This window comes from Cyanobium sp. ULC065, from assembly GCF_977927515.1.
On the sequence record NZ_OZ376393.1, the window covers coordinates 213,209 to 231,513 of the forward strand.

An 18,305-nucleotide genomic window follows, 5' to 3' on the forward strand; every position below is an offset into this window, starting at 1 on the left:
CCCGATGCCGATCCATCTCTACTGGGGCGACGACGAGGCCAGCCGTCAGCGGGCGGTGGAGGAGCTGATCACCGCGTCGGTGGATCCGGTCTGGCAGAGCATCAACCTCAGCCGGCTCGATGGCAACGACACGGCCCAGGCCGGCCAGGCATTGATCGAGGCGCGCACCGGCCCGTTCGGCGGCGGTGACCGGGTGGTGGTGGTGCAGCGCAGCCCCTTCTGCCACACCTGTCCGGCGGAGCTGGCCACGCAGCTGGAGGCCAGCCTGGAGCTGATCCCCGCCACCAGCCACCTGGTGCTGGTGAGCGAAGGCAAACCGGACGCACGCCTGCGCACCACCAAAGCCCTCAAGGCGATCGCCAAGGAACGCAGCTTCGTGCTGCCGGCGGTGTGGGATGGAGAGGGCCAGCTGGAGCTGGTGCGCAGCACTGCCCGCTCCCTGGGCCTGACGGCCACGCCGGCGGCGATCGAAGCGCTGGCGGGTGCGATCGGCAGCGACAGCGCCCGCCTGGCCAGCGAGCTGGAGAAGCTCGCCGTGTTCTGCGGTCAGCGCCCGATCGACGGCGCGGCGGTGGCGGCGCTGGTGGCGGGCCACAGCACCAGCAGCCTGGCGGTGGGGGAAGCGCTGCTGCGCGGGGACGCCGGCGAGGCCATCGCCCTGGTGGACGAGCTGGTGCGGGCGGGGGAGCCGGCGCTGCGGATCGTGGCCACACTCGCCGGCCAGCTGCGGGGCTGGGTGTGGGTGAGCCTGCTGGACGCCCAGGGCGAACAGGACGTGGCCGTGATCGCCAAGGCGGCCGGCATCGGCAACCCCAGGCGCATCTACGTGTTGCGCAAGCAGTTGCGCGGTCGGTCGGCGGAGCGGCTGCTGCGGTTGCTGGGGCAGTTGCTGGAGGTGGAGGCGGCGCTCAAACGGGGCACTGAAGCCGGCGACGCCTTCCGCGATGGGTTCCTGTCAGCCCCCCTCCGATAATCAGCACCGATCCACCGTTCGCGCGCGCACCGGGATGGCCCTGCTGGTTCAGAAGTTCGGGGGCACCTCCGTCGGCAGCGTGGAACGCCTGCAGGCCGTGGCGCGTCGCATCGCCGCCAGCCGCGAGGAGGGCCACGATCTGGTGATCGTGGTGTCGGCCATGGGCCACACCACCGACGAACTCACCGGCCTGGCCCGGGCCATCACCACCACCCCTCCCCAGCGGGAGATGGACATGCTGCTGGCCACCGGTGAGCAGGTGTCGATCGCCCTGCTGGCGATGGCGCTGCAGGCGATCGGCGTGCCGGCCGTGTCGATGACCGGCGCTCAGGTGGGGATCGTCACCGAGTCGTCCTACGGGCGCGCGCGGATCCTGGAGGTGCGCACCGACCGCATCGAGCGGTTGCTGGAGGAGGGCCAGGTGGTGGTGGTGGCCGGCTTCCAGGGCACCAGCAGCGGCAGCGCCGGTACGCCGGAGATCACCACCCTGGGCCGCGGCGGCTCCGACACCTCGGCCGTGGCGCTGGCGGCGGCGCTGGCGGCGTCGGTGTGCGAGATCTACACCGATGTGCCGGGCGTGCTCACCACCGACCCCCGCAAGGTGGCGGATGCCCAGCTGATGGAGCAGGTGAGCTGCGACGAGATGCTGGAGCTGGCCAGCCTCGGCGCCTCGGTGTTGCACCCACGGGCGGTGGAGATCGCCCGCAACTACGGCGTGCCGCTGGTGGTGCGCTCCAGTTGGAGCGAGGCCCCCGGCACCCGGCTCACCAGTGGCCCGCCGCGCCCGATCGGCAGCGGTGGGCTGGAACTGGGTCGTCCTGTCGATGGCGCCGATCTCGAGGAGCGCCAGGCGGTGCTGGCCCTCACCCGCGTGCCCGACCGGCCCGGTGTGGCCGCCCTGCTGTTCGAGGCCCTCTCGGCCGCCGGCCTGAACGTGGATCTGATCGTGCAATCGACCCATGACGGCACCACCAACGACATCGCCTTCACCGTGGCGGAGGATCAGCTGGAGGCCTCACTCACGGTGTGCCGCGCTCTGCTCGGCGATCTCCAGGCCGACGACACGGCCCTGAGCAGCGAGGCGGGCCTGGCCAAGCTGAGCATCTCCGGAGCCGGGATCATGGGGCGGCCAGGCATTGCCGCGCGCCTGTTCGACACCCTGGCGCGCTACGGCATCAACCTGCGCATGATCGCCACCAGCGAGGTGAAGGTGAGTTGCCTGGTGGACGGCAGCCAGGGCCACCGGGCGCTGCGGGCCGCTGCCGAAGTGTTCGAGCTGCAGGACCACCAGCTGCGCCAGAACCCGCTGCCCTGCAGGGTCAACGATCCCGCTGTGCGGGGCGTGGCCCTCGACCGGGATCAGGCCCAGGTGGCCGTGCGGCAGGTGCCCGATCGGCCCGGCACCGCCGCCGCCGTCTGCCGCAGCCTGGCGGATGCGGGCATCAGCCTCGACACGATCGTGCAGTCGGAGCGCACCCGCGGGGAAGGGCCCACCCGCAGCCGCGACATGAGCTTCACGCTGCGACGGGAGGATCTGGCGCGGGCCCGCCAGGCACTGCAACCGCTGCTGCTGCAGTGGCCGGAAGCGAGCTTCGAGCAGGGCAGCGCTATCGCCCGGGTCAGCGCCGTGGGCGCCGGCATGCCCTGCACACCCGGCACGGCGGGCCGCATGTTCCGGGCCCTGGCGGCAGCGGGCATCAACATCGAGATGATCGCCACCAGCGAGATCCGCACCAGCTGCGTGGTGGCCGAAGACGATGGCGTCAAGGCCCTGCAGGTGGTGCACGCCTGCTTCGCGCTTGGGGGCGAGGCCAGCCATCAGGCGCAGGGCAGCGAGGCTCCCGGCAGCCACGACGCCGCCCTCCCCGCAGGCGCCTAGGTGCACTGGCTCTCCACCCGTCGTTGGCTGGCCCTGGCGGCGGGGCTTGATGCCGCCGGCCTCGTCGTGCTGGCGTTGCTGATCGGCCGGGCGCGCCAGGCGCCGAGCGACCCGAGCGCCGGCCTGCTGCTGATCCTGGTCTTGCTCTACTGGACCTTCGGCTGGCTGTTCGGTTCGTACACCGTGCTGCGCCGCGCCGACATGCGCCGCATGCGCCTGGCCCTGCGGCTGGGGGTCACGAGCGCGGTGTCGCTCAGTGCCGCCGCCCTGCTGGGCTGGTTGGTGCGGGCAGGCCCGGCTGTAGCCGTGCTGCACCGCGGCAGCCTCATCCCGCTGTTCGTGTTGCTGGCCCTGTGGAGCGCCTTGGTGCGGCTGGCGATCCGGCAGGTGTCCAGCCACCCCGGCAACGACCACTGGCGGGTGCTGGCGCTGCCGGAGGAAATCGCGGCGATCGAGCGGGAGTGGGGGCACCAGGCGGGGAGACCGGCACTGGCCATCCAGGATGCGCACGCCCCGGCGTCGCCGGTGGACGGCCATCCCATGGCCCGTGAACAGCTGCCGGGCGGGCTGGATGGCATCGCCCTCAGCCCGGGTGTGCAGGCCGACCCCGCCCTGATGCGGCAGGCGGAGCAGCTGGCCTGGCTGGGCGGGCCACTCACCACCCTGGCCGAGATGGCCGAGCAGGAGCTGCAGCGCATCCCGCCGCAGTGGGTGGGACACCAGTGGCTGCTGTTCTCCGGGCGGATCGAAGGGCGTCAGCCCACGGTGGAGAGGCAGCTCAAGCGCTTCGCCGATGTGGCCATCAGCCTGCTGCTGCTGCTGCTGGCTGCGCCCCTACTGCTGCCGGCTGCGGCACTGATCCGCCTGGGCGATGGCGGACCTGTGTTCTACCGCCAGCGTCGCTCCGGCCTGATGGGCAAAGCCATTGAGGTGATCAAGCTGCGCTCGATGGTGCGACAGGCGGAACTGGGCGGGGCCAGGTGGTCGGAGCCCAATGATCAACGCATCACCCCGGTGGGTGTGTGGCTGCGGCGCACCCGCCTCGATGAACTTCCGCAGCTTCTGAACGTGCTGCGCGGCGAGATGAGCCTGATCGGCCCACGGCCGGAACGGCCGGAGCTGGAAGGGGAGCTGGAGCAGCGCATCCCCCACTACCGGCTGCGGCACTGGATCCGCCCGGGCCTGAGCGGCTGGGCCCAGGTGAACATGCCCTACAGCTCCAGCGTGGAGGATGCGCAGCTGAAGCTCAGCTACGACCTCTACTACCTACGCAACGGCAGCATCTGGCTGGATCTGCTGATCCTCGCCAAAACGATCAAAACCGTGCTGAAGGCCTCCGGGCGTTGACCAGCTGATCGCAGCAGGGCTCAGTGATGACCCACCAGTTTCTGACGCAACTGCTTGATGCGATCGCGCAGGTTGGCCGCTTCTTCGAAGTCGAGGTTCTTGGCGGCCGTTTTCATCTTTTCCTCCAGCTGGGTGATCAGCTCCGGAAGCGCTTCGAGCGGGGCTTCGTTGTGAACAGCCAGCTCCACGGCCTGCTCCAGCTGATCGTCGTTGAGGCGGCGGGACACCTCCAGGTAGGCCAGGATCGAGTTGCCGGCCCGCTTGCCGGCGGGGGTGGGGGTGATGCCGTGCTCTTCGTTGTAGGCATGCTGGATGGCACGCCGCCGCTCGGTTTCGGAAATAGCCTTCGCCATCGAATCGGTGAGGTTGTCGCCATAGAGCAACGCCACCCCACTCACATGGCGGGCGGCGCGGCCGATCGTCTGGATCAAGGAGCGTTCTGCCCGCAGGAAGCCTTCCTTATCGGCATCGAGAATCGCCACCAGCGACACTTCCGGAAGATCGAGCCCTTCTCGCAATAGATTCACACCTACCAGAGCATCGAACGCGCCATTGCGGAGATCCTGGATGATCTCGATGCGCTCGATCGAGTGGATCTCGGAGTGGAGATAGCGCACCCGCACCCCATTCTCGGCCAGGTAATCGGTGAGATCCTCCGCCATGCGCTTGGTGAGCGTGGTGATCAGGCTGCGCTCCGAGCGCTCCGCCCGCACCCGGATTTCAGCCAGCAGATCATCCACCTGCCCCTCGGTGGGGCGCACCTCCACGATCGGATCCAGCACGCCCGTGGGGCGAATCACCTGCTGGGCGATGTGGCCCTCGCTCTGCTGGATCTCCCATTGTCCCGGAGTGGCAGACACGAAGATGGTCTGGCGGGCCTTTTCCCAGAACTCCTCCGCCTTGAGCGGGCGGTTGTCAGCGGCGCTGGGCAGGCGAAAGCCGTGGTCGATCAGCACCTGCTTGCGTGCCTGGTCGCCGTTGTACATGGCATGCAGCTGGGAGCAGGTGACATGGCTTTCATCCACCACCAGCAGCCAGTCGTCGGGGAAGTAATCGATCAGGCATTCGGGCGGAGTGCCGGCCTGGCGGCCCGCGAGGTGGCGGGCATAGTTCTCCACACCGTTGCAGTAGCCCACTTCCTTGAGCATTTCAAGGTCGTAGGTGGTGCGCTGCTCGAGGCGCTGGGCCTCCAGCAGCTTGCCCTGCGCATGCAGCACCTCGAGACGATCGCGTAGCTCCGTGCGAATCGCATCGATCGCCACTTCGAGCCGATCTTTGGGGGTCACGAAGTGTTTGGCGGGGTAGATGTTCACCGCCTCCAGGCTCTGGAGGATCTCACCGGTGGTGGGGTCCACGTAGCGGATCGCCTCCACCTCATCCCCGAACAGCTCAATGCGCACGAGCCTGTCTTCATAGGCGGGGCCGATCTCCAGCACATCGCCCTTCACCCGGAAGCGGCCGCGGCCCGCCTCCAGGTCATTGCGGGAATACTGGTTGTTCACCAGCTCCCGCAGCGAACCGCGCAGATTGAGCGTCTCCCCCACCTGGAACTTCACCGCTGCCTTGAGGTATTCCGAGGGGATACCAAGGCCATAGATGCAGCTGATCGAAGCAACCACGATCACATCGCGGCGCTCGAACAGCGAACGGGTGGCGGAGTGCCGCAGCATGTCGATCTCTTCGTTGATCGAGGCCGTCTTGGCGATGTAGGTATCAGAAACAGGGACGTAGGCTTCGGGCTGGTAGTAGTCGTAATAGGAGATGAAATACTCAACGGCGTTCTCTGGAAAGAACTCGCGCAGTTCGTTGCACAGCTGCGCCGCCAATGTCTTGTTATGGGCCAGCACCAGGGCGGGTCTGCCGGTGCGGGCGATCACATTCGCGATCGAGAAGGTCTTGCCCGTTCCGGTGGCGCCCAGCAGGGTCTGAAAACGCTGCCCCTGCTCCACGCCGCGGGTGAGGGTCTCGATGGCGGTCGGTTGATCCCCCTTGGGTTCATAAGGGGCTGTGAGCTGATAACGGGGCATGCCGCTCGGATGCCAGGCCAGGCCTGCCGGTAGCAGCTGATCCTAAGGAAGCCGCAAGGGGTAAAGCGGCGGAGAGCCGCCCAGAGCCCGCCAGTTTTCAGCTGAGCCCGGCCCCGGCCAGCAGACCTGCACGGGTGAAGCTCACATTGAGGCCCAGCAGGCCGAGAATCAAGGTGCTGAGGATGCTGTAGGCCAGGGCGCCGAAGATCGCACTCACCGCTCCACCGCGCAGCCGGAAGCCCGGGATCAGCCACGCCGCCAGGGCGAACAGGATGATCGTGATCAGCCAGTTGAACAGGAAGGTCACCGGGGTGATCAATCCACCCAGGCTGGTGACCGCCCAGGGGAGAGCGAGCAGCAGTTTCAGCGGCCACACCAGCAGGGTGCCCAGCAGGCCGATCACCACAGCAGAGAGCATGGCCGTCCCGAAGTTGGACATCTCCACCCCCAGGGGGAGAGCCGCCACGATCAGCAGGATGCCGGCGCGGATGGGCCACTGCAGCAGCCAGACAAAGGCTCCCATGCTTCAAAGATGCGGACACTGAACCCTATCCACCTCACCAGGGGGTGCATAGGGCGCTGGGCACATTCCTTCATGGCCCAGGAGACAGGCAAACCAACCGTCGCGGCACCAGCTTTGGCCAGACGGCCAATCGGGTCAATGAACGGCTGCCGGAACGCCGTTGAGCGCCTCGCGCAGGCTGCGCACCACCGCAAGCATCGCCAGGTCGTCGTGGAGGCGGTTGATGGCCGAGCCCACGCCCACGCCGCTGGCGCCGGCGGCGATCGCCAGCGGCAGGCTGACGGCCGAGAGGCCGGAGGCGCACAGCACCGGCAGGGGGACGGCGCGGCTGATCGTGTGGGCCGCCGCCAGGGTGGGTGCCGCCTTCTCGATCAGGCCGAGGATGCCGGCGCTGTGGGGGAGGGCACTGGTGCCGCCTTCGGTCTGGATGATGTCAGCGCCTTCGGCCGCCAGGACCACTGCCAGCTGCTCCTGCTGGTCCAGCGGCAGGATGTGCGGCACGGTGACAGACAGCACCACGTCGGGAAGTAACTGCCGGGTGCGGCGGGTGAGGGCGATCACCTCCTCGGCACCGAAGCGGCGGCCGAGCGGATAGAAGGCATCGAAATTGCCGATCTCCACCATGGCGGCGCCGGCGGCGACCACCGCGGGGAACAGCTCGGGGTCGACCGCCGAGGCGCAGATCGGCAGACCGGAGGCCGCCGTCGCCAGCCGGACCAGCTCGGGGTCACAGGCCACGTCGATCAAATCGGCGCCGCCAGCGCCCGCCGCCCGGCTCACCGCCGCCACCGAGGCCGTGTCGCGATTGGTGAGGCCCGCGATCACCTTCAGCATCCGCCGCGAGGCCAGCGAAGCTTGCAGAGCAGCGGGCAGACTGGCAAGACGGGACATCGGCGGGGGCAGCGGATGACTGGCATTGTCCCACCCGCCATGCACGGGGAGCCGCCAGCTGCCGCCTCCCCGTGGAGCCCTCTTCACCTGCGCCTGCACCGGACCCTGCTGCTGCTGCCCGAGCTGCTGCCACCGGGGGAGCGGCTGCTGCTGGCGGTTTCCGGCGGGCAGGATTCGATGGCGATGACCGGGCTGCTGCTTGACCTGCGCCGCCTGCACCACTGGCAACTCCATCTCTGGCACGGCGATCACGGCTGGCGCCCCGAAGCCAGCAGCCAGGCCCGGGAGCTTGCCGCCTGGGCCAGGCAGCAGCAGTTGCCGCTGGAGCTGGCCACCCCTGACCGAGCGCTGGCCTCGGAAGCGGAGGCACGGGAATGGCGTTACCACTGCTTGCAGCACCAGGCGCTGCGGCTGGGTTGCCGCCGGGTGGCCACGGGCCACACCGCCAGCGACCGCGCCGAAACCATGCTTCTGCACCTGGCCCGCGGCACCCATCTGCGGGGTCTGGCGAGCCTGAGACGCCTGCGTCCCAGCAGCGGCACTGTTCAGATCGCCCGGCCGCTGCTGGGGCTGATGCGTCAGGAAACGGAGCGGTTCTGCGCAGACCGTGGCCTGCCCGTGTGGCCCGACTCCAGCAACACGGATCCTCGCTTCAGCCGCAACCGCATCCGCCATCAGGTGCTGCCGGTGCTGGAGGAGCTGCATCCCGGGGCCAGCCGGCGCATGAACGCCCTGGCCGAACGGCTGGAGCACGGCCAGGCGCTGCAGAGCGAGCTGCTGGCCCTCAGCATCGCAGCGCTCAGCGAGCCTGACAGCCCCCGCACGCTCAGGCGTGCCGCCCTTGCCGGTCTGTCGGCGGCCACTCAGCGGGCGGTGCTGCACCACTGGATCGAGCGGGAAACGGGCTCCGGGCCGCTGAGCTCCCAGCTGGAGCGTCTGAGGCAGCGGTTGCCGCCGGAGCGCGGGGCTGGCAGCCTGGATCTTGCCGAGGGCTGGCGGCTGGTGTGGGGGCGCGCAACGCTCACACTGGAGCGGTCAGTCAGCCGCACCGATCCAGCATCGGCTTCGACCCTCCACACCACCCCCCACTGATGTCCGACGTTTTCGATCAGGCCAGCTTCGATCGCAACTACGGCATGGTGGAGCTGGCCTACAGCGAGGGACGCTACGACGAAGCCCTGTCCGGCGCCGAAGCGTTGATGGAGGAAGTGGAAGGCACGGGGAACCGTCCCCAGGTGCTCCGCCTCAAGCTGCTGCTCGGCCACATCAATTTCTATGGGCTGCAGCAGCCGCTGCGCGCCGGGCAGCTGTACCACAACGTGCTCGACAACGCCCTCGACCCCATCTACCGCGACCTGGCGGCGCAGGGGGTGGAGCTCACCGAGAAGGCGTTGCAACAACAGGCCAGTGAGTCCGCGCCGGGGCATGTTCGTGATCGACCGACCAAGCCAAAGACCGGCGGCAACGCCGCCATGCCCTGGCTGAGCGGTAACGGGGACGACGAGGAGGCGGAGCTGCTCGACCTCGAGGCAAGCGCGTACAGCTCGCTGCCGTTCATGCCCACGACCCCGAAGGGCGGCTCTGCCCAGGGTGCGGCCTCCGGCAGCAGCAGACTGGCGATCGAGACGGTGCTGCCAGTTCCGCCCCCCATCGAAACCGTGAACGTGAGGGTGGTGGAAGACACCACGCCAGCAACCCGCTGGACCGCCGATGCGGGGCGCACGTCCCTGCCTCCGCTGGAAATCAGCCCCGAAGAGGAAGCGGAGCTGATGAAAGGACTGCTGCGGGTGGTGCTGGACTGAGGCCCAGCACCACCCGGCGGCGGCGTCAGCCCGCGGCGGTGGAACGGCGGCGGCGCACCCGGTTGGCGGGCATTTCAGGTTCCTCGCGGCGCTCTGCCTGAGGCTCCTCCTTGACGACGGCGGCCGCTGGTGCGGCCACGGCGAGTTGGCGAGCTGGCGTGGCGGCAGCCGCCGGGGCCGTGCGCACCGCACCATCCCGCACCACCTCGCGGCTCTGGTGCCGCACGGTGCGGGGAGCCGGCCGGGTGTCGGGCTCGGCATCGGCGCGGCCCTTGTAGGCGGGCGTGCCACCAGGAGCCGGCTGGACCAGACAGATGATCAGCGGCTCCACCTGCAGCTCGCGGCGCAGCCGGCGCTGCAGCCCCACTTCGATCTCGCGCTGCACGCCCACCCAATCCACATCGGGTGCCTTGCCGCCGCTGTTGCGGGAGAGCTGATTCCAGCGGTTCTCCAGCACCCAGGTGATCTCACGCTCGGCCCAGACCGAGAGCTTGCGGGCATCGGCTGTGGTGACCACGCCGCGCAGGTTCACCCGCGGCGGGGCCGCCATCACGCCATCGGTGCTGATCACGGTGAGCAGGGTGATCACCCCGTCTTCAGCCAGCTGCTGGCGCTCCTTGAGCACACGAGCGTCGACGATGCCGTTGCGGGAGGCATCGAGCAGCTCAATGCCGGCCTTCACCGGTTCCCCTTTGTGGATGCGGTCGGGGGTGAGTTCCACCACATCGCCGTTGTCGATGATGAGGATGTTGTCGGCGGGGACCCCCATCGACTGGGCCGTCCTGGAGTGGCATACGAGCATGCGGTGCTCACCGTGGACGGGCACGAAGAACTTCGGCCGGGTAAGCGCCAGCATCAACTTGTGATCCTCCTGGCAACCGTGTCCGGACACGTGGATGCCCTCGCCTTTGCCGTACACAACCTTCGCCCCCATCATCATCAGCCGGTCGATGGTGTTCACCACTGAGATGGTGTTGCCGGGGATCGGGCTGGCCGAGAAGATGATCGTGTCGGTGGATTTCACCTGCACCTGCGGGTGCTCGCCACGGGAGATGCGGCTCAGGGCAGCGAGGGGTTCACCCTGGCTGCCGGTCATCAGCAGCAGGGTTTCACGGTCGGGCAGATCACGGATCTGCTTGATCGGTACGAACAGCTCATCGGGGCAGCGGATATAGCCCAGCTCGCGCGCCTTGGCGATCACGTTGAGCATGGAGCGGCCCAGCAGGCCCACCTTGCGGCCGTGCTTCATGGCCAGCTCCAGAATCATCGACACCCGATGCACCGAGCTGGCGAAGGTGGTGACGATCACCCGCCCTTCGGCATTGGCGAAGTGTCGATCCAGATTCGGGAACACAGCCCGCTCGGGCGGGGTGAAGCCGGGAATCTCGGCATTGGTGGAGTCGCTGAACAGGCAGAGCACGCCCTGCTCGCCGTAATGGGCCATGCGCTGGATGTCGAAGTATTCGCCATCCACCGGGGTGTGGTCGAACTTGAAATCGCCGGTGAACACCACCACGCCCACGGGGGTGGTGATCGCAAGGCTGAAGCTGTCAGCGATCGAGTGGGTGTTGCGGATGAACTCCACCTTGAAATGCTGCCCCACCTTCACCACATCGCGGGGGCTCACGGTTTGGATGACGGTGCGATCGGTGACCGCTGCCTCCTCCATTTTCCCCTGCAGCATGGACATCGCCAGCCGCGGCCCGTAGATCACGGGGATGTTGAAGTTCTTGAGGTGATGCGGAATGCCACCGATGTGATCTTCGTGACCGTGGGTCACGATCATGCCGCGGATGCGCTTCTGGTTTTCGCGCAGATAGCTGGTGTCGGGCAGCACCACGTTCACGCCGTGCATGCCGTCGCTGGGGAAGGCCAGGCCGGCATCCACCAGCATCAGGTCATCGCCGTACTCGAACACGCAGGTGTTCTTGCCGATCTCGTGCAGGCCGCCGAGGGGAATCACTCGGAGACAGGGTTGTTTGCCGTTGGTGCTTGAGGTCATCAGGGGTGTCTCCGGATCAGATCCGGAACGAAGGGGGATGGAGCTGTGGAGCAGATGTTGTGGTCTGGTGCGGTGAAGCTGAAGCAGGAGTTCCGGGCGAGGCCATGCCGGAGGGGAGCCTTGGCGTCACGTGGGACGCAGGGCGGCCAGGGCCGTGGTCAATCGTTCACGCACATCGCTGTCGGCAGAAACAAGAGGAAGTCGGGGGGCGCCCACGGGCCAGCCTTCAAGCTGCAGGGCGGCCTTGACCGGAATGGGATTGGTACTGGAGAACAGCGCCCGGCACAGCGGCATCATCTGCTCGTGCAGCGCCTGGGCGGTGGCATGGTCACCGGCATGGAAGGCGGTGATCATCTGCCGGATCTGGGGGCCCACCAGATGGCTGGCCACGCTCACCACACCCACAGCCCCGAGCGCCAGCATCGGCAGGGTGAGGGCATCGTCGCCGCTGTAGATTGCCAGGGCCGAGCCGCAGCGGACCCTTAGCTGGGTGACTTCGTCGGTGCTGCCACTGGCGGCCTTGTAGCTCACCACGTTGGGCAGATCCATCAGCCGCTCGGTGGTCTCCGGGGCCAGGCTGCAGGAAGTGCGGCCGGGGATGTTGTAGAGCATGATCGGCAGCTCCGGCACGGCGCTGGCGACGGCCCGGAAGTGGGCCTCGAGCCCCTCCTGGGGCGGTTTGTTGTAGTAAGGCACCACCACCAGGGCACCGTCGGCACCGAGCGCGGCCGCCTGGGAGATCGCCTCCACGGCCTCAGCCGTGCAGTTGCTGCCGGTGCCGGCGAGCACCTTGGCGCCGGGTCCCACCGCCTCCTTCACAGCCTGGAACAGCTGATGCTGCTCATCCCAGCTGAGCGTGGGGGATTCGCCGGTGGTGCCGCACACCACCAGACCGTCGGAGCCATGGGCGACCAGGTGCACCGCCAGGCGGGCAGCCAGATCGAGATCAAGGGAGCCATCGGCCGCGAACGGCGTGACCATGGCGGTGAGCACCCGGCCGAAAGGCGCGGCAACCAGTGTCAACCGGCACCTCCTGCAAGGGATTGCGCGCGGGATGGTGTTGCCGCGGAGGGCTCGGCCCTGCCGCCTGGGGGCTGGCGGGACGGGTCGAACAGCAGCTCGGCGATCTGGATGGCGTTGAGCGCGGCCCCCTTGCGGATCTGATCGCCACAGAGCCAGAGCTCCAGCGCATGTGGATCGCTGATGTCCTGGCGCAGCCGACCGATCGCCACAGGATCCCTGCCGGTCACATCGGTGGGCATGGGGAAACGGTTGGCATCGAAATCCTCGATCAGCTCCACACCGGGTGCCGCCGCCAGCAGGGCACGGGCCTCCTCGGGGGGGAAGGGCTCTTCGAACTCGATGTTCACCGCCTCCGAATGGGCCCTGAGCACGGGCACGCGCACGCAGGTGGCGGTGAGGCGCAGCTGCGGCAGCTGCATGATCTTGCGGGTTTCATTGACCATCTTCAGCTCCTCCTCGCAGTAACCGTTGCCCTGCAGCGGCGAGTTGTGCAGGAAGAGGTTGAAGGCGAGCGAGTGGGGCAGCACCGTGCTCACGGGCTGGCCACCATCGAGCACGGTGCGGCTGAGCGCGCGCAGCTCCTCCATCGCCCGGGCTCCCGCGCCGCTGGCCGATTGGTAGGTGCTCACCACGACACGCCGGATCGGACGCCGGGCCTGAAGAGGAGCCAGGGCCAGGGTGAGCAGGATCGTGGTGCAGTTGGGATTGGCCACGATGCCCCGGTGGGCGAACGCCGCCGCCGGATTCACTTCGGGCACCACCAGCGGCACATCCTCATCCAGGCGGAACGCGCTGGAGTTGTCGATCACCACGGCGCCGGCCGCCACCGCCACCGGCGCCCACTGCCGGGAGATGGAGCCGCCCGCAGAGGCCAGGACCAGGTCCACCCCTTCGAAGGCGTCCGGGGCGACCGGCTGGACGGTGAGCGCCTGGCCCCGCCAGGTGAGGCTGCGGCCAGCGGAGCGGGGGGAGGCCAGCAGGCGCAGCTCGGCCACCGGGAACTGGCGTTCCTCCAGCAGCTCAAGCAGCTCACAGCCCACCGCACCGGTGGCGCCGAGTACGGCGACGGTGAGCGGCTGGCGATTCAGAAAGGAGGCGGATGGTGCGGTGGACAACGTAGCGGGGGAGAACGGAGCAGCAGACGAAAATGGATTCAGACGGGGTGGAGCCGAAACGGATCAGGAGGCAGCGGCTGGGCCTTGCAACGAGCGCTTGGAAAGAGAACGGAGTGGGCCGACCGACGAAGCGAGGGAAACGAAGACAGACGAAAAGGGAAAGGTGAGGAGAGCAGTGGGGTGTGAAAACTCTGTGCAGCAAGTGCGGCGATTCAGACGGGGTGGAAACGGCCTGGCCTCGGGCTTTACGAGAAGAGCGTTTCCAGCCGGCATCGAACCGGATGGGGATATGGATCTGTTTGTCGTCCCGATCACCTTACCCGGACCCCATCGCTTTGGCGAACAAGGATGGGGCTGCCTGGGGCGGCCTCTGCCCGGTCCATAGGGGGGAGAGGCGAGTTTCTAGTATCGGGAGCTGCCCTGCCCCGCCGGTCCAGCCGGTTCGTCCATGAGCTCTGCTTTGAAGGTCAAGACCAGCCCCCTCCCCGGCAGCCGGTTGGCCCTGGAAGTGGAGATCCCTGGCGGCCGTTCCCAGGCCAGCTACGAAGCGGCGGTCAACAAGCTGAGCCGCAGCGTGCGCCTGCCGGGGTTCCGGCCCGGCAAGGTGCCGCGGCCAGTGCTGCTGCAGCAGATCGGTCCGCTGCGGATCCGCGCCACCGCCCTCGAAGACCTGGTCGACAGCGTCTGGCGCGATGCGCTCGCTCAGGAAAAGATCGAGGCGCTCAGCAGCCCCGAACTGAGCGAAGGCTTCGAGGCGCTGCTGGAGCGCTTCAACCCCGGGGATGCCCTGGTGCTCACCCTGGAACTTGATGTGCAGCCCACCCCCAGCCTGAAGGCCACCACCGGCCTGACGGCCGAAGCGGAAGCGGTCAGTTTCGACCCGGCCCGCATCGATGAACTGATCGAGCAATCCCGCCGCCAGCGGGCCACCCTGGTGCCGGTGGAAGGCCGGCCCGCCGCCAGCGGCGATGTGGCGGTGGTGAGCTTCAGCGGCAGCTACGCCGACACCGGTGAGCCGATCGTGGGCGGTACCGCCGAAGCCCTGGAGGTGGAGCTCGACGATGGCCGCATGATCCCCGGATTCGTGGAAGGCATCCTCGGCATGACCATCGGCGAGGAGCGCCAGGTCAGCTGCCAGTTCCCCGACGACTACCCCCAGGAAGACGCGCGCGGCCGGGCCGCCAGCTTCGCGATCACGCTCAGCGACCTCAAGACCCGCGAACTGCCCGCCCTCGACGATGCCTTCGCCCAGGAAGCCAGTGACAAGGCCACCGTGGCCGAGATGCGGGCCGACCTGGAGACCAGGCTGCGCGATGACGCCGAACGGCGCGCCCGCAACGGCCGCCAGGAAGCCCTGCTCAATGCACTGGTGGAGCAGCTGGAGGTGGAGCTGCCCGAAAGTCTGATCCAGCAGGAAGTGCGCTCCTTGATCGAGCAGACGGCCAGCCAGATCGCTCAGCAGGGCATGGACGTCAAGAAGCTGTTCACCCAGGAGCTGGTTCGCAGCCTGATGGACACCTCCCGTCCTGAGGCGGTGCAGCGGCTGAAGCGCACCTTCGCCCTGCAGGCTCTGGCCGAGGCCGAAACGATCGCGGTGGAGCCGGCCGTCATTGACGCCAAGGTGAAGGAGGTGAGCAAGGGCTTCAGCGACACCAGCACGATCGACCCCGAGCGGCTGCGGCTGGCCGTGGCCGACGACCTGCTGCGCGAGAAGCTGCTGGAGTGGCTGGAGGCGAACAGCACCGTCACCGAGAAGGCGCCGGAGCCGGCAGCACAAGCCAGCGAGGGAGCTGACAAAGCCGCCACCGAACCTCCTGCCGCAGCGGGCTGAAGCGCAGCGGCCATAGATTGACTTCATCTCCCCTTGCATCCCCACGGCCGCGTGATCGACGCCTTCCGCCCCCATCCGATCCAGAACCGCTGGCAGGGTCAACCACCCATGGCCCTCAGCGGCGCGGGGCCCCAGGCCGCTCCGGGGGTGCTCCCCACCGTGGTGGAGCAATCCGGCAGGGGCGAGCGGGCGTTTGACATCTACTCGCGTCTGCTGCGCGAGCGGATCATCTTCCTCGGCACCGGCATCGACGACGCCGTGGCCGATTCGCTGGTGGCCCAGTTGCTCTTCCTGGAGGCGGAAGATCCCGACAAGGACATCCAGATCTACGTCAACTCACCCGGCGGTTCGGTCACCGCAGGTCTGGCCATCTACGACACCATGCAGCAGGTGGCCCCCGATGTGGTCACCATCTGCTACGGACTGGCCGCGAGCATGGGGGCCTTCCTGCTCTCCGGTGGCACCAAGGGCAAGCGCATGGCGCTGCCAAGCGCCCGGATCATGATTCACCAACCGTTGGGCGGAGCCCAGGGCCAGGCGGTCGACATCGAAATCCAGGCGAAGGAGATCCTTTTCCTCAAAGACACCTTGAACGGACTGATGGCCGAACACACCGGCCAGCCTTTGGCAAAGATTGCCGAAGACACCGACCGCGACTACTTTTTGTCTCCACACGAAGCCGTGACCTACGGGCTGATCGACCGTGTCGTCACTGACACCATGCCGGCCTGAGCCGCGCCAGTGCGGCCCCCTTCGTCTGACCCCGTCATTCCGGCCCCATCTGGAGTTCCGGCCTCCAGCGTTCCTCCTCCGCTCCCGGATCCCACGCGATGGCAAAGTTCGACGCCCATCTGAAGTGCTCGTTCTGCGGAAAATCGCAGGAACAGGTGCGGAAGCTGATCGCCGGACCAGGCGTTTACATCTGCGACGAATGCATCGATCTCTGCAACGAGATTCTCGATGAAGAGCTGGTGGACACGGCCGGAAGCCCCCGCACCCACCACGACAGCGGCCGCAAGCCTGCGCCCAGGAAGGGCACCAAACCGGCCCCCACCCTTGCCACCGTCCCCAAGCCGCGGGAGATCAAGGCCTACCTCGACCGGCAGGTGGTGGGGCAGGACGAAGCCAAGAAAGTGCTGTCGGTGGCGGTCTACAACCACTACAAACGCCTCGCCTGGCAGGGAGATGGGCAGGGCGAAACCGACCATCTCGCCACCCGTCTGCACAAATCCAACATCCTGCTGATCGGCCCCACCGGCTCCGGCAAGACCCTCCTGGCCCAGACGCTCGCCGAACTGCTCGACGTGCCCTTCGCGGTGGCCGACGCCACCACGCTCACCGAAGCCGGCTACGTGGGCGAAGACGTGGAGAACATCCTGCTGCGGCTGCTGCAGAAGGCCGACCTGGATGTGGAGCAGGCCCAGCGAGGCATCATCTATATCGACGAGATCGACAAGATCGCCCGCAAGAGCGAGAACCCCTCGATCACCCGGGATGTCTCGGGCGAAGGGGTGCAGCAGGCCCTGCTCAAGATGCTGGAGGGAACGGTGGCCAACGTTCCGCCGCAGGGCGGCCGCAAGCACCCCTACCAAGACTGCATCCAGATCGACACCAGCCAGATCCTGTTCGTCTGCGGCGGCGCATTCACCGGCCTCGAGGATGTGGTGCAGCGGCGGCTGGGTCGCAATTCGATCGGCTTTCTGCCCAGCGACGGCCGCGGCCGCAGCCGCGTCCAGAAGGAGCAGCAGGCGGCCCACGTGCTGCGCCACCTCGAACCCGACGACCTGGTGCGCTACGGCCTGATCCCCGAATTCATCGGCCGGCTGCCGGTGAGCGCCGTGCTCGAACCGCTCGACATCCGCTCCCTCGAAGCCATCCTCACCGAGCCGCGCGACGCGCTGGTGAAGCAGTTCCAGACCCTGATGAGCATGGACAACGTGCGGCTGGAGTTCGAGGCCGGCGCCATCGAGGCGATCGCCCAAGAGGCCCACCGCCGCCGCACCGGCGCCCGGGCGCTGCGGGGCATCGTCGAGGAACTGATGCTCGATGTGATGTACGACATCCCCTCCAACGACGCGATCACCACCTTCACGATCACCCGTGAGCTGGTGGAGCAGCGCTCGCGCGCCAAGATTCTTCCCTACCCCGGCCTGGTCGACAAACAGGAATCCGCTTGAGGCACAGCCGCCATGGCAACGGCTGACCATCTGCAGGTGCCGCGCCAGCACGGCCTGTTCGACCACCACGGCATCGATCTGGGCGACGGTACGGTGGCCCACTACCTGGAGGGCCGCCAGATCCTGCGCAGCCCGCTCGCCGACTTCTCCCGTGGCGAAGCGGTCAGCGTGGTGAGCTACCCGGAAGGGGAGGTGTCGCCGGTGGGCGTGACCCTGCGGCGCGCCATGGGCCGCTTGGGCGAGCAGCGCTACAACCTGGTGTTCAACAACTGCGAGCATTTCGCCAGCTGGTGTAAGACCGGGCGGCACCGCAGCTCCCAGGTGGAGGGATGGCTGGGCACCGGCAGTCTCGGCGCCCTGGCCCTGGGTCAGTTCATCCCCGCCGCCCTGCTGGTGGCCGTGCGCCTGCTGCTGCGCCAGGGTCTGACCATCGACGGCACCCAGCTGGAGCGCGGCCGCGAGCTGGCCCGCCGCAGCCTGGAGCAGCTCGATGCCCTGCGGCTGAAGCTGCAGCAGCGGCTGGAGCGGGAGCTGGAGCAGGCCGAAGCCCGCTGGAATGGCGGCAGCAGCGACCAGTTCGACCGCCTCCGGCTGCAGGCCCAGAACCTGGCCGATCAGCTGGAAGCGGTGGAGGAACTGGAAGGCCGGCTGGAGCGTCTGCTGGGCACCGGGAGCCCCCAGTAACCTCGCTGATCAGGCCGTCGGGGACCCCGCC

The 18,305-nt window shown here is 67.9% G+C and carries 15 protein-coding genes; 9 read left to right on the forward strand and 6 right to left on the reverse strand.

Annotation, left to right across the window (positions count from 1 at the left end):
• Positions 1-4: 4 nt before the first annotated feature.
• Genes holA through ACXMDP_RS00970 form a run of 3 tightly spaced genes read left to right on the forward strand, consistent with a single transcriptional unit; the run spans position 5 to position 4,199 of the window.
• Entirely contained in the window at positions 5-973 is a 969-nt protein-coding gene (gene holA / locus ACXMDP_RS00960) for a DNA polymerase III subunit delta (RefSeq protein WP_259729045.1), read from the forward strand.
• Positions 974-1,007: 34 nt separating this feature from the next.
• On the forward strand, positions 1,008-2,852 hold the full coding sequence (locus ACXMDP_RS00965) for an aspartate kinase (RefSeq protein ID WP_259729044.1): 1,845 nt from the start codon (positions 1,008-1,010) through the stop codon (positions 2,850-2,852).
• Positions 2,853-4,199 (forward strand): exopolysaccharide biosynthesis polyprenyl glycosylphosphotransferase, encoded by a 1,347-nt coding sequence (locus ACXMDP_RS00970; RefSeq protein ID WP_259729043.1) that lies wholly within the window; start codon positions 2,853-2,855, stop codon positions 4,197-4,199. It begins immediately after the preceding gene.
• A 20-nt stretch (positions 4,200-4,219) separates the two neighbouring features.
• Here the strand turns inward: ACXMDP_RS00970 and uvrB are convergent, their stop codons facing one another.
• The 3 genes from uvrB to ACXMDP_RS00985 all read right to left on the reverse strand — a co-directional run bounded on the left by uvrB (position 4,220) and on the right by ACXMDP_RS00985 (position 7,640).
• Complete coding sequence (uvrB, locus tag ACXMDP_RS00975; RefSeq protein ID WP_259729042.1) at positions 4,220-6,226, reverse strand: excinuclease ABC subunit UvrB; 2,007 nt, start codon at positions 6,224-6,226, stop codon at positions 4,220-4,222.
• Positions 6,227-6,323: 97 nt separating this feature from the next.
• Positions 6,324-6,749 carry a phage holin family protein gene (locus ACXMDP_RS00980; protein WP_259729041.1) on the reverse strand — a complete coding sequence of 142 codons (426 nt, stop codon included), beginning with the start codon at positions 6,747-6,749 and terminating at the stop codon, positions 6,324-6,326.
• 135 nt (positions 6,750-6,884) lie between these two features.
• The gene (locus ACXMDP_RS00985; protein ID WP_259729040.1) at positions 6,885-7,640 is read right to left on the reverse strand and encodes a DUF561 domain-containing protein; all 756 of its coding nucleotides are present in this window, start codon (positions 7,638-7,640) and stop codon (positions 6,885-6,887) included.
• Between the two features lie 15 nt (positions 7,641-7,655).
• On the opposite strand from ACXMDP_RS00985, the gene tilS reads away from it, so the two are divergent.
• Together tilS and ACXMDP_RS00995 are read left to right on the forward strand one after the other, a co-directional pair.
• Positions 7,656-8,732: a tRNA lysidine(34) synthetase TilS gene (gene tilS, locus ACXMDP_RS00990; RefSeq protein ID WP_457767007.1), complete on the forward strand. Its 1,077-nt coding sequence runs from the start codon at positions 7,656-7,658 to the stop codon at positions 8,730-8,732.
• Positions 8,732-9,442, forward strand: a complete 711-nt coding sequence (locus tag ACXMDP_RS00995; RefSeq protein WP_259729038.1) for a hypothetical protein — start codon at positions 8,732-8,734, stop codon at positions 9,440-9,442. Before tilS ends, ACXMDP_RS00995 begins: the two co-directional genes overlap by 1 nt.
• Before the next feature lie 25 nt (positions 9,443-9,467).
• Here ACXMDP_RS00995 and ACXMDP_RS01000 read toward each other — a convergent pair whose 3' ends face one another.
• From ACXMDP_RS01000 to ACXMDP_RS01010, 3 genes are all read right to left on the reverse strand, one after another.
• Entirely contained in the window at positions 9,468-11,444 is a 1,977-nt protein-coding gene (locus ACXMDP_RS01000) for a ribonuclease J (RefSeq protein ID WP_259729037.1), read from the reverse strand.
• A 126-nt stretch (positions 11,445-11,570) separates the two neighbouring features.
• Complete coding sequence (dapA, locus tag ACXMDP_RS01005) at positions 11,571-12,425, reverse strand: 4-hydroxy-tetrahydrodipicolinate synthase (protein ID WP_457767195.1); 855 nt, start codon at positions 12,423-12,425, stop codon at positions 11,571-11,573.
• Between the two features lie 38 nt (positions 12,426-12,463).
• A complete protein-coding gene (locus ACXMDP_RS01010; protein ID WP_259729035.1) occupies positions 12,464-13,582 on the reverse strand; it encodes an aspartate-semialdehyde dehydrogenase in 1,119 nt (372 codons plus the stop codon).
• A 448-nt stretch (positions 13,583-14,030) separates the two neighbouring features.
• Here ACXMDP_RS01010 and tig point away from each other — a divergent pair, with 448 nt between their 5' ends.
• The 4 genes from tig to ACXMDP_RS01030 all read left to right on the forward strand — a co-directional run bounded on the left by tig (position 14,031) and on the right by ACXMDP_RS01030 (position 18,274).
• A complete protein-coding gene (tig, locus tag ACXMDP_RS01015; RefSeq protein ID WP_259729034.1) occupies positions 14,031-15,413 on the forward strand; it encodes a trigger factor in 1,383 nt (460 codons plus the stop codon).
• 51 nt (positions 15,414-15,464) lie between these two features.
• Positions 15,465-16,145 (forward strand): ATP-dependent Clp endopeptidase proteolytic subunit ClpP, encoded by a 681-nt coding sequence (gene clpP / locus ACXMDP_RS01020; RefSeq protein ID WP_094511511.1) that lies wholly within the window; start codon positions 15,465-15,467, stop codon positions 16,143-16,145.
• 98 nt (positions 16,146-16,243) lie between these two features.
• Entirely contained in the window at positions 16,244-17,590 is a 1,347-nt protein-coding gene (gene clpX / locus ACXMDP_RS01025) for an ATP-dependent protease ATP-binding subunit ClpX (RefSeq protein ID WP_094511144.1), read from the forward strand.
• Positions 17,591-17,602: 12 nt separating this feature from the next.
• Complete coding sequence (locus ACXMDP_RS01030; protein WP_259729033.1) at positions 17,603-18,274, forward strand: lecithin retinol acyltransferase family protein; 672 nt, start codon at positions 17,603-17,605, stop codon at positions 18,272-18,274.
• Positions 18,275-18,305: the final 31 nt, after the last annotated feature.

Bases quoted from the DNA above. Each gene is read 5' to 3' on its own strand.
- ACXMDP_RS01030 (WP_259729033.1), top strand. From the start codon at position 17,603: ATGGCAACGGCTGACCATCTGCAGGTGCCGCGCCAGCACGGCCTGTTC.
- clpX (WP_094511144.1), top strand. From the start codon at position 16,244: ATGGCAAAGTTCGACGCCCATCTGAAGTGCTCGTTCTGCGGAAAATCG.
- tig (WP_259729034.1), top strand. From the start codon at position 14,031: ATGAGCTCTGCTTTGAAGGTCAAGACCAGCCCCCTCCCCGGCAGCCGG.
- uvrB (WP_259729042.1), bottom strand. From the start codon at position 6,226: ATGCCCCGTTATCAGCTCACAGCCCCTTATGAACCCAAGGGGGATCAA.
- ACXMDP_RS01000 (WP_259729037.1), bottom strand. From the start codon at position 11,444: ATGACCTCAAGCACCAACGGCAAACAACCCTGTCTCCGAGTGATTCCC.
- dapA (WP_457767195.1), bottom strand. From the start codon at position 12,425: ATGGTCACGCCGTTCGCGGCCGATGGCTCCCTTGATCTCGATCTGGCT.
- ACXMDP_RS00965 (WP_259729044.1), top strand. From the start codon at position 1,008: ATGGCCCTGCTGGTTCAGAAGTTCGGGGGCACCTCCGTCGGCAGCGTG.
- holA (WP_259729045.1), top strand. From the start codon at position 5: ATGCCGATCCATCTCTACTGGGGCGACGACGAGGCCAGCCGTCAGCGG.
- tilS (WP_457767007.1), top strand. From the start codon at position 7,656: ATGACTGGCATTGTCCCACCCGCCATGCACGGGGAGCCGCCAGCTGCC.
- ACXMDP_RS00980 (WP_259729041.1), bottom strand. From the start codon at position 6,749: ATGGGAGCCTTTGTCTGGCTGCTGCAGTGGCCCATCCGCGCCGGCATC.
- ACXMDP_RS00985 (WP_259729040.1), bottom strand. From the start codon at position 7,640: ATGTCCCGTCTTGCCAGTCTGCCCGCTGCTCTGCAAGCTTCGCTGGCC.
- ACXMDP_RS00995 (WP_259729038.1), top strand. From the start codon at position 8,732: ATGTCCGACGTTTTCGATCAGGCCAGCTTCGATCGCAACTACGGCATG.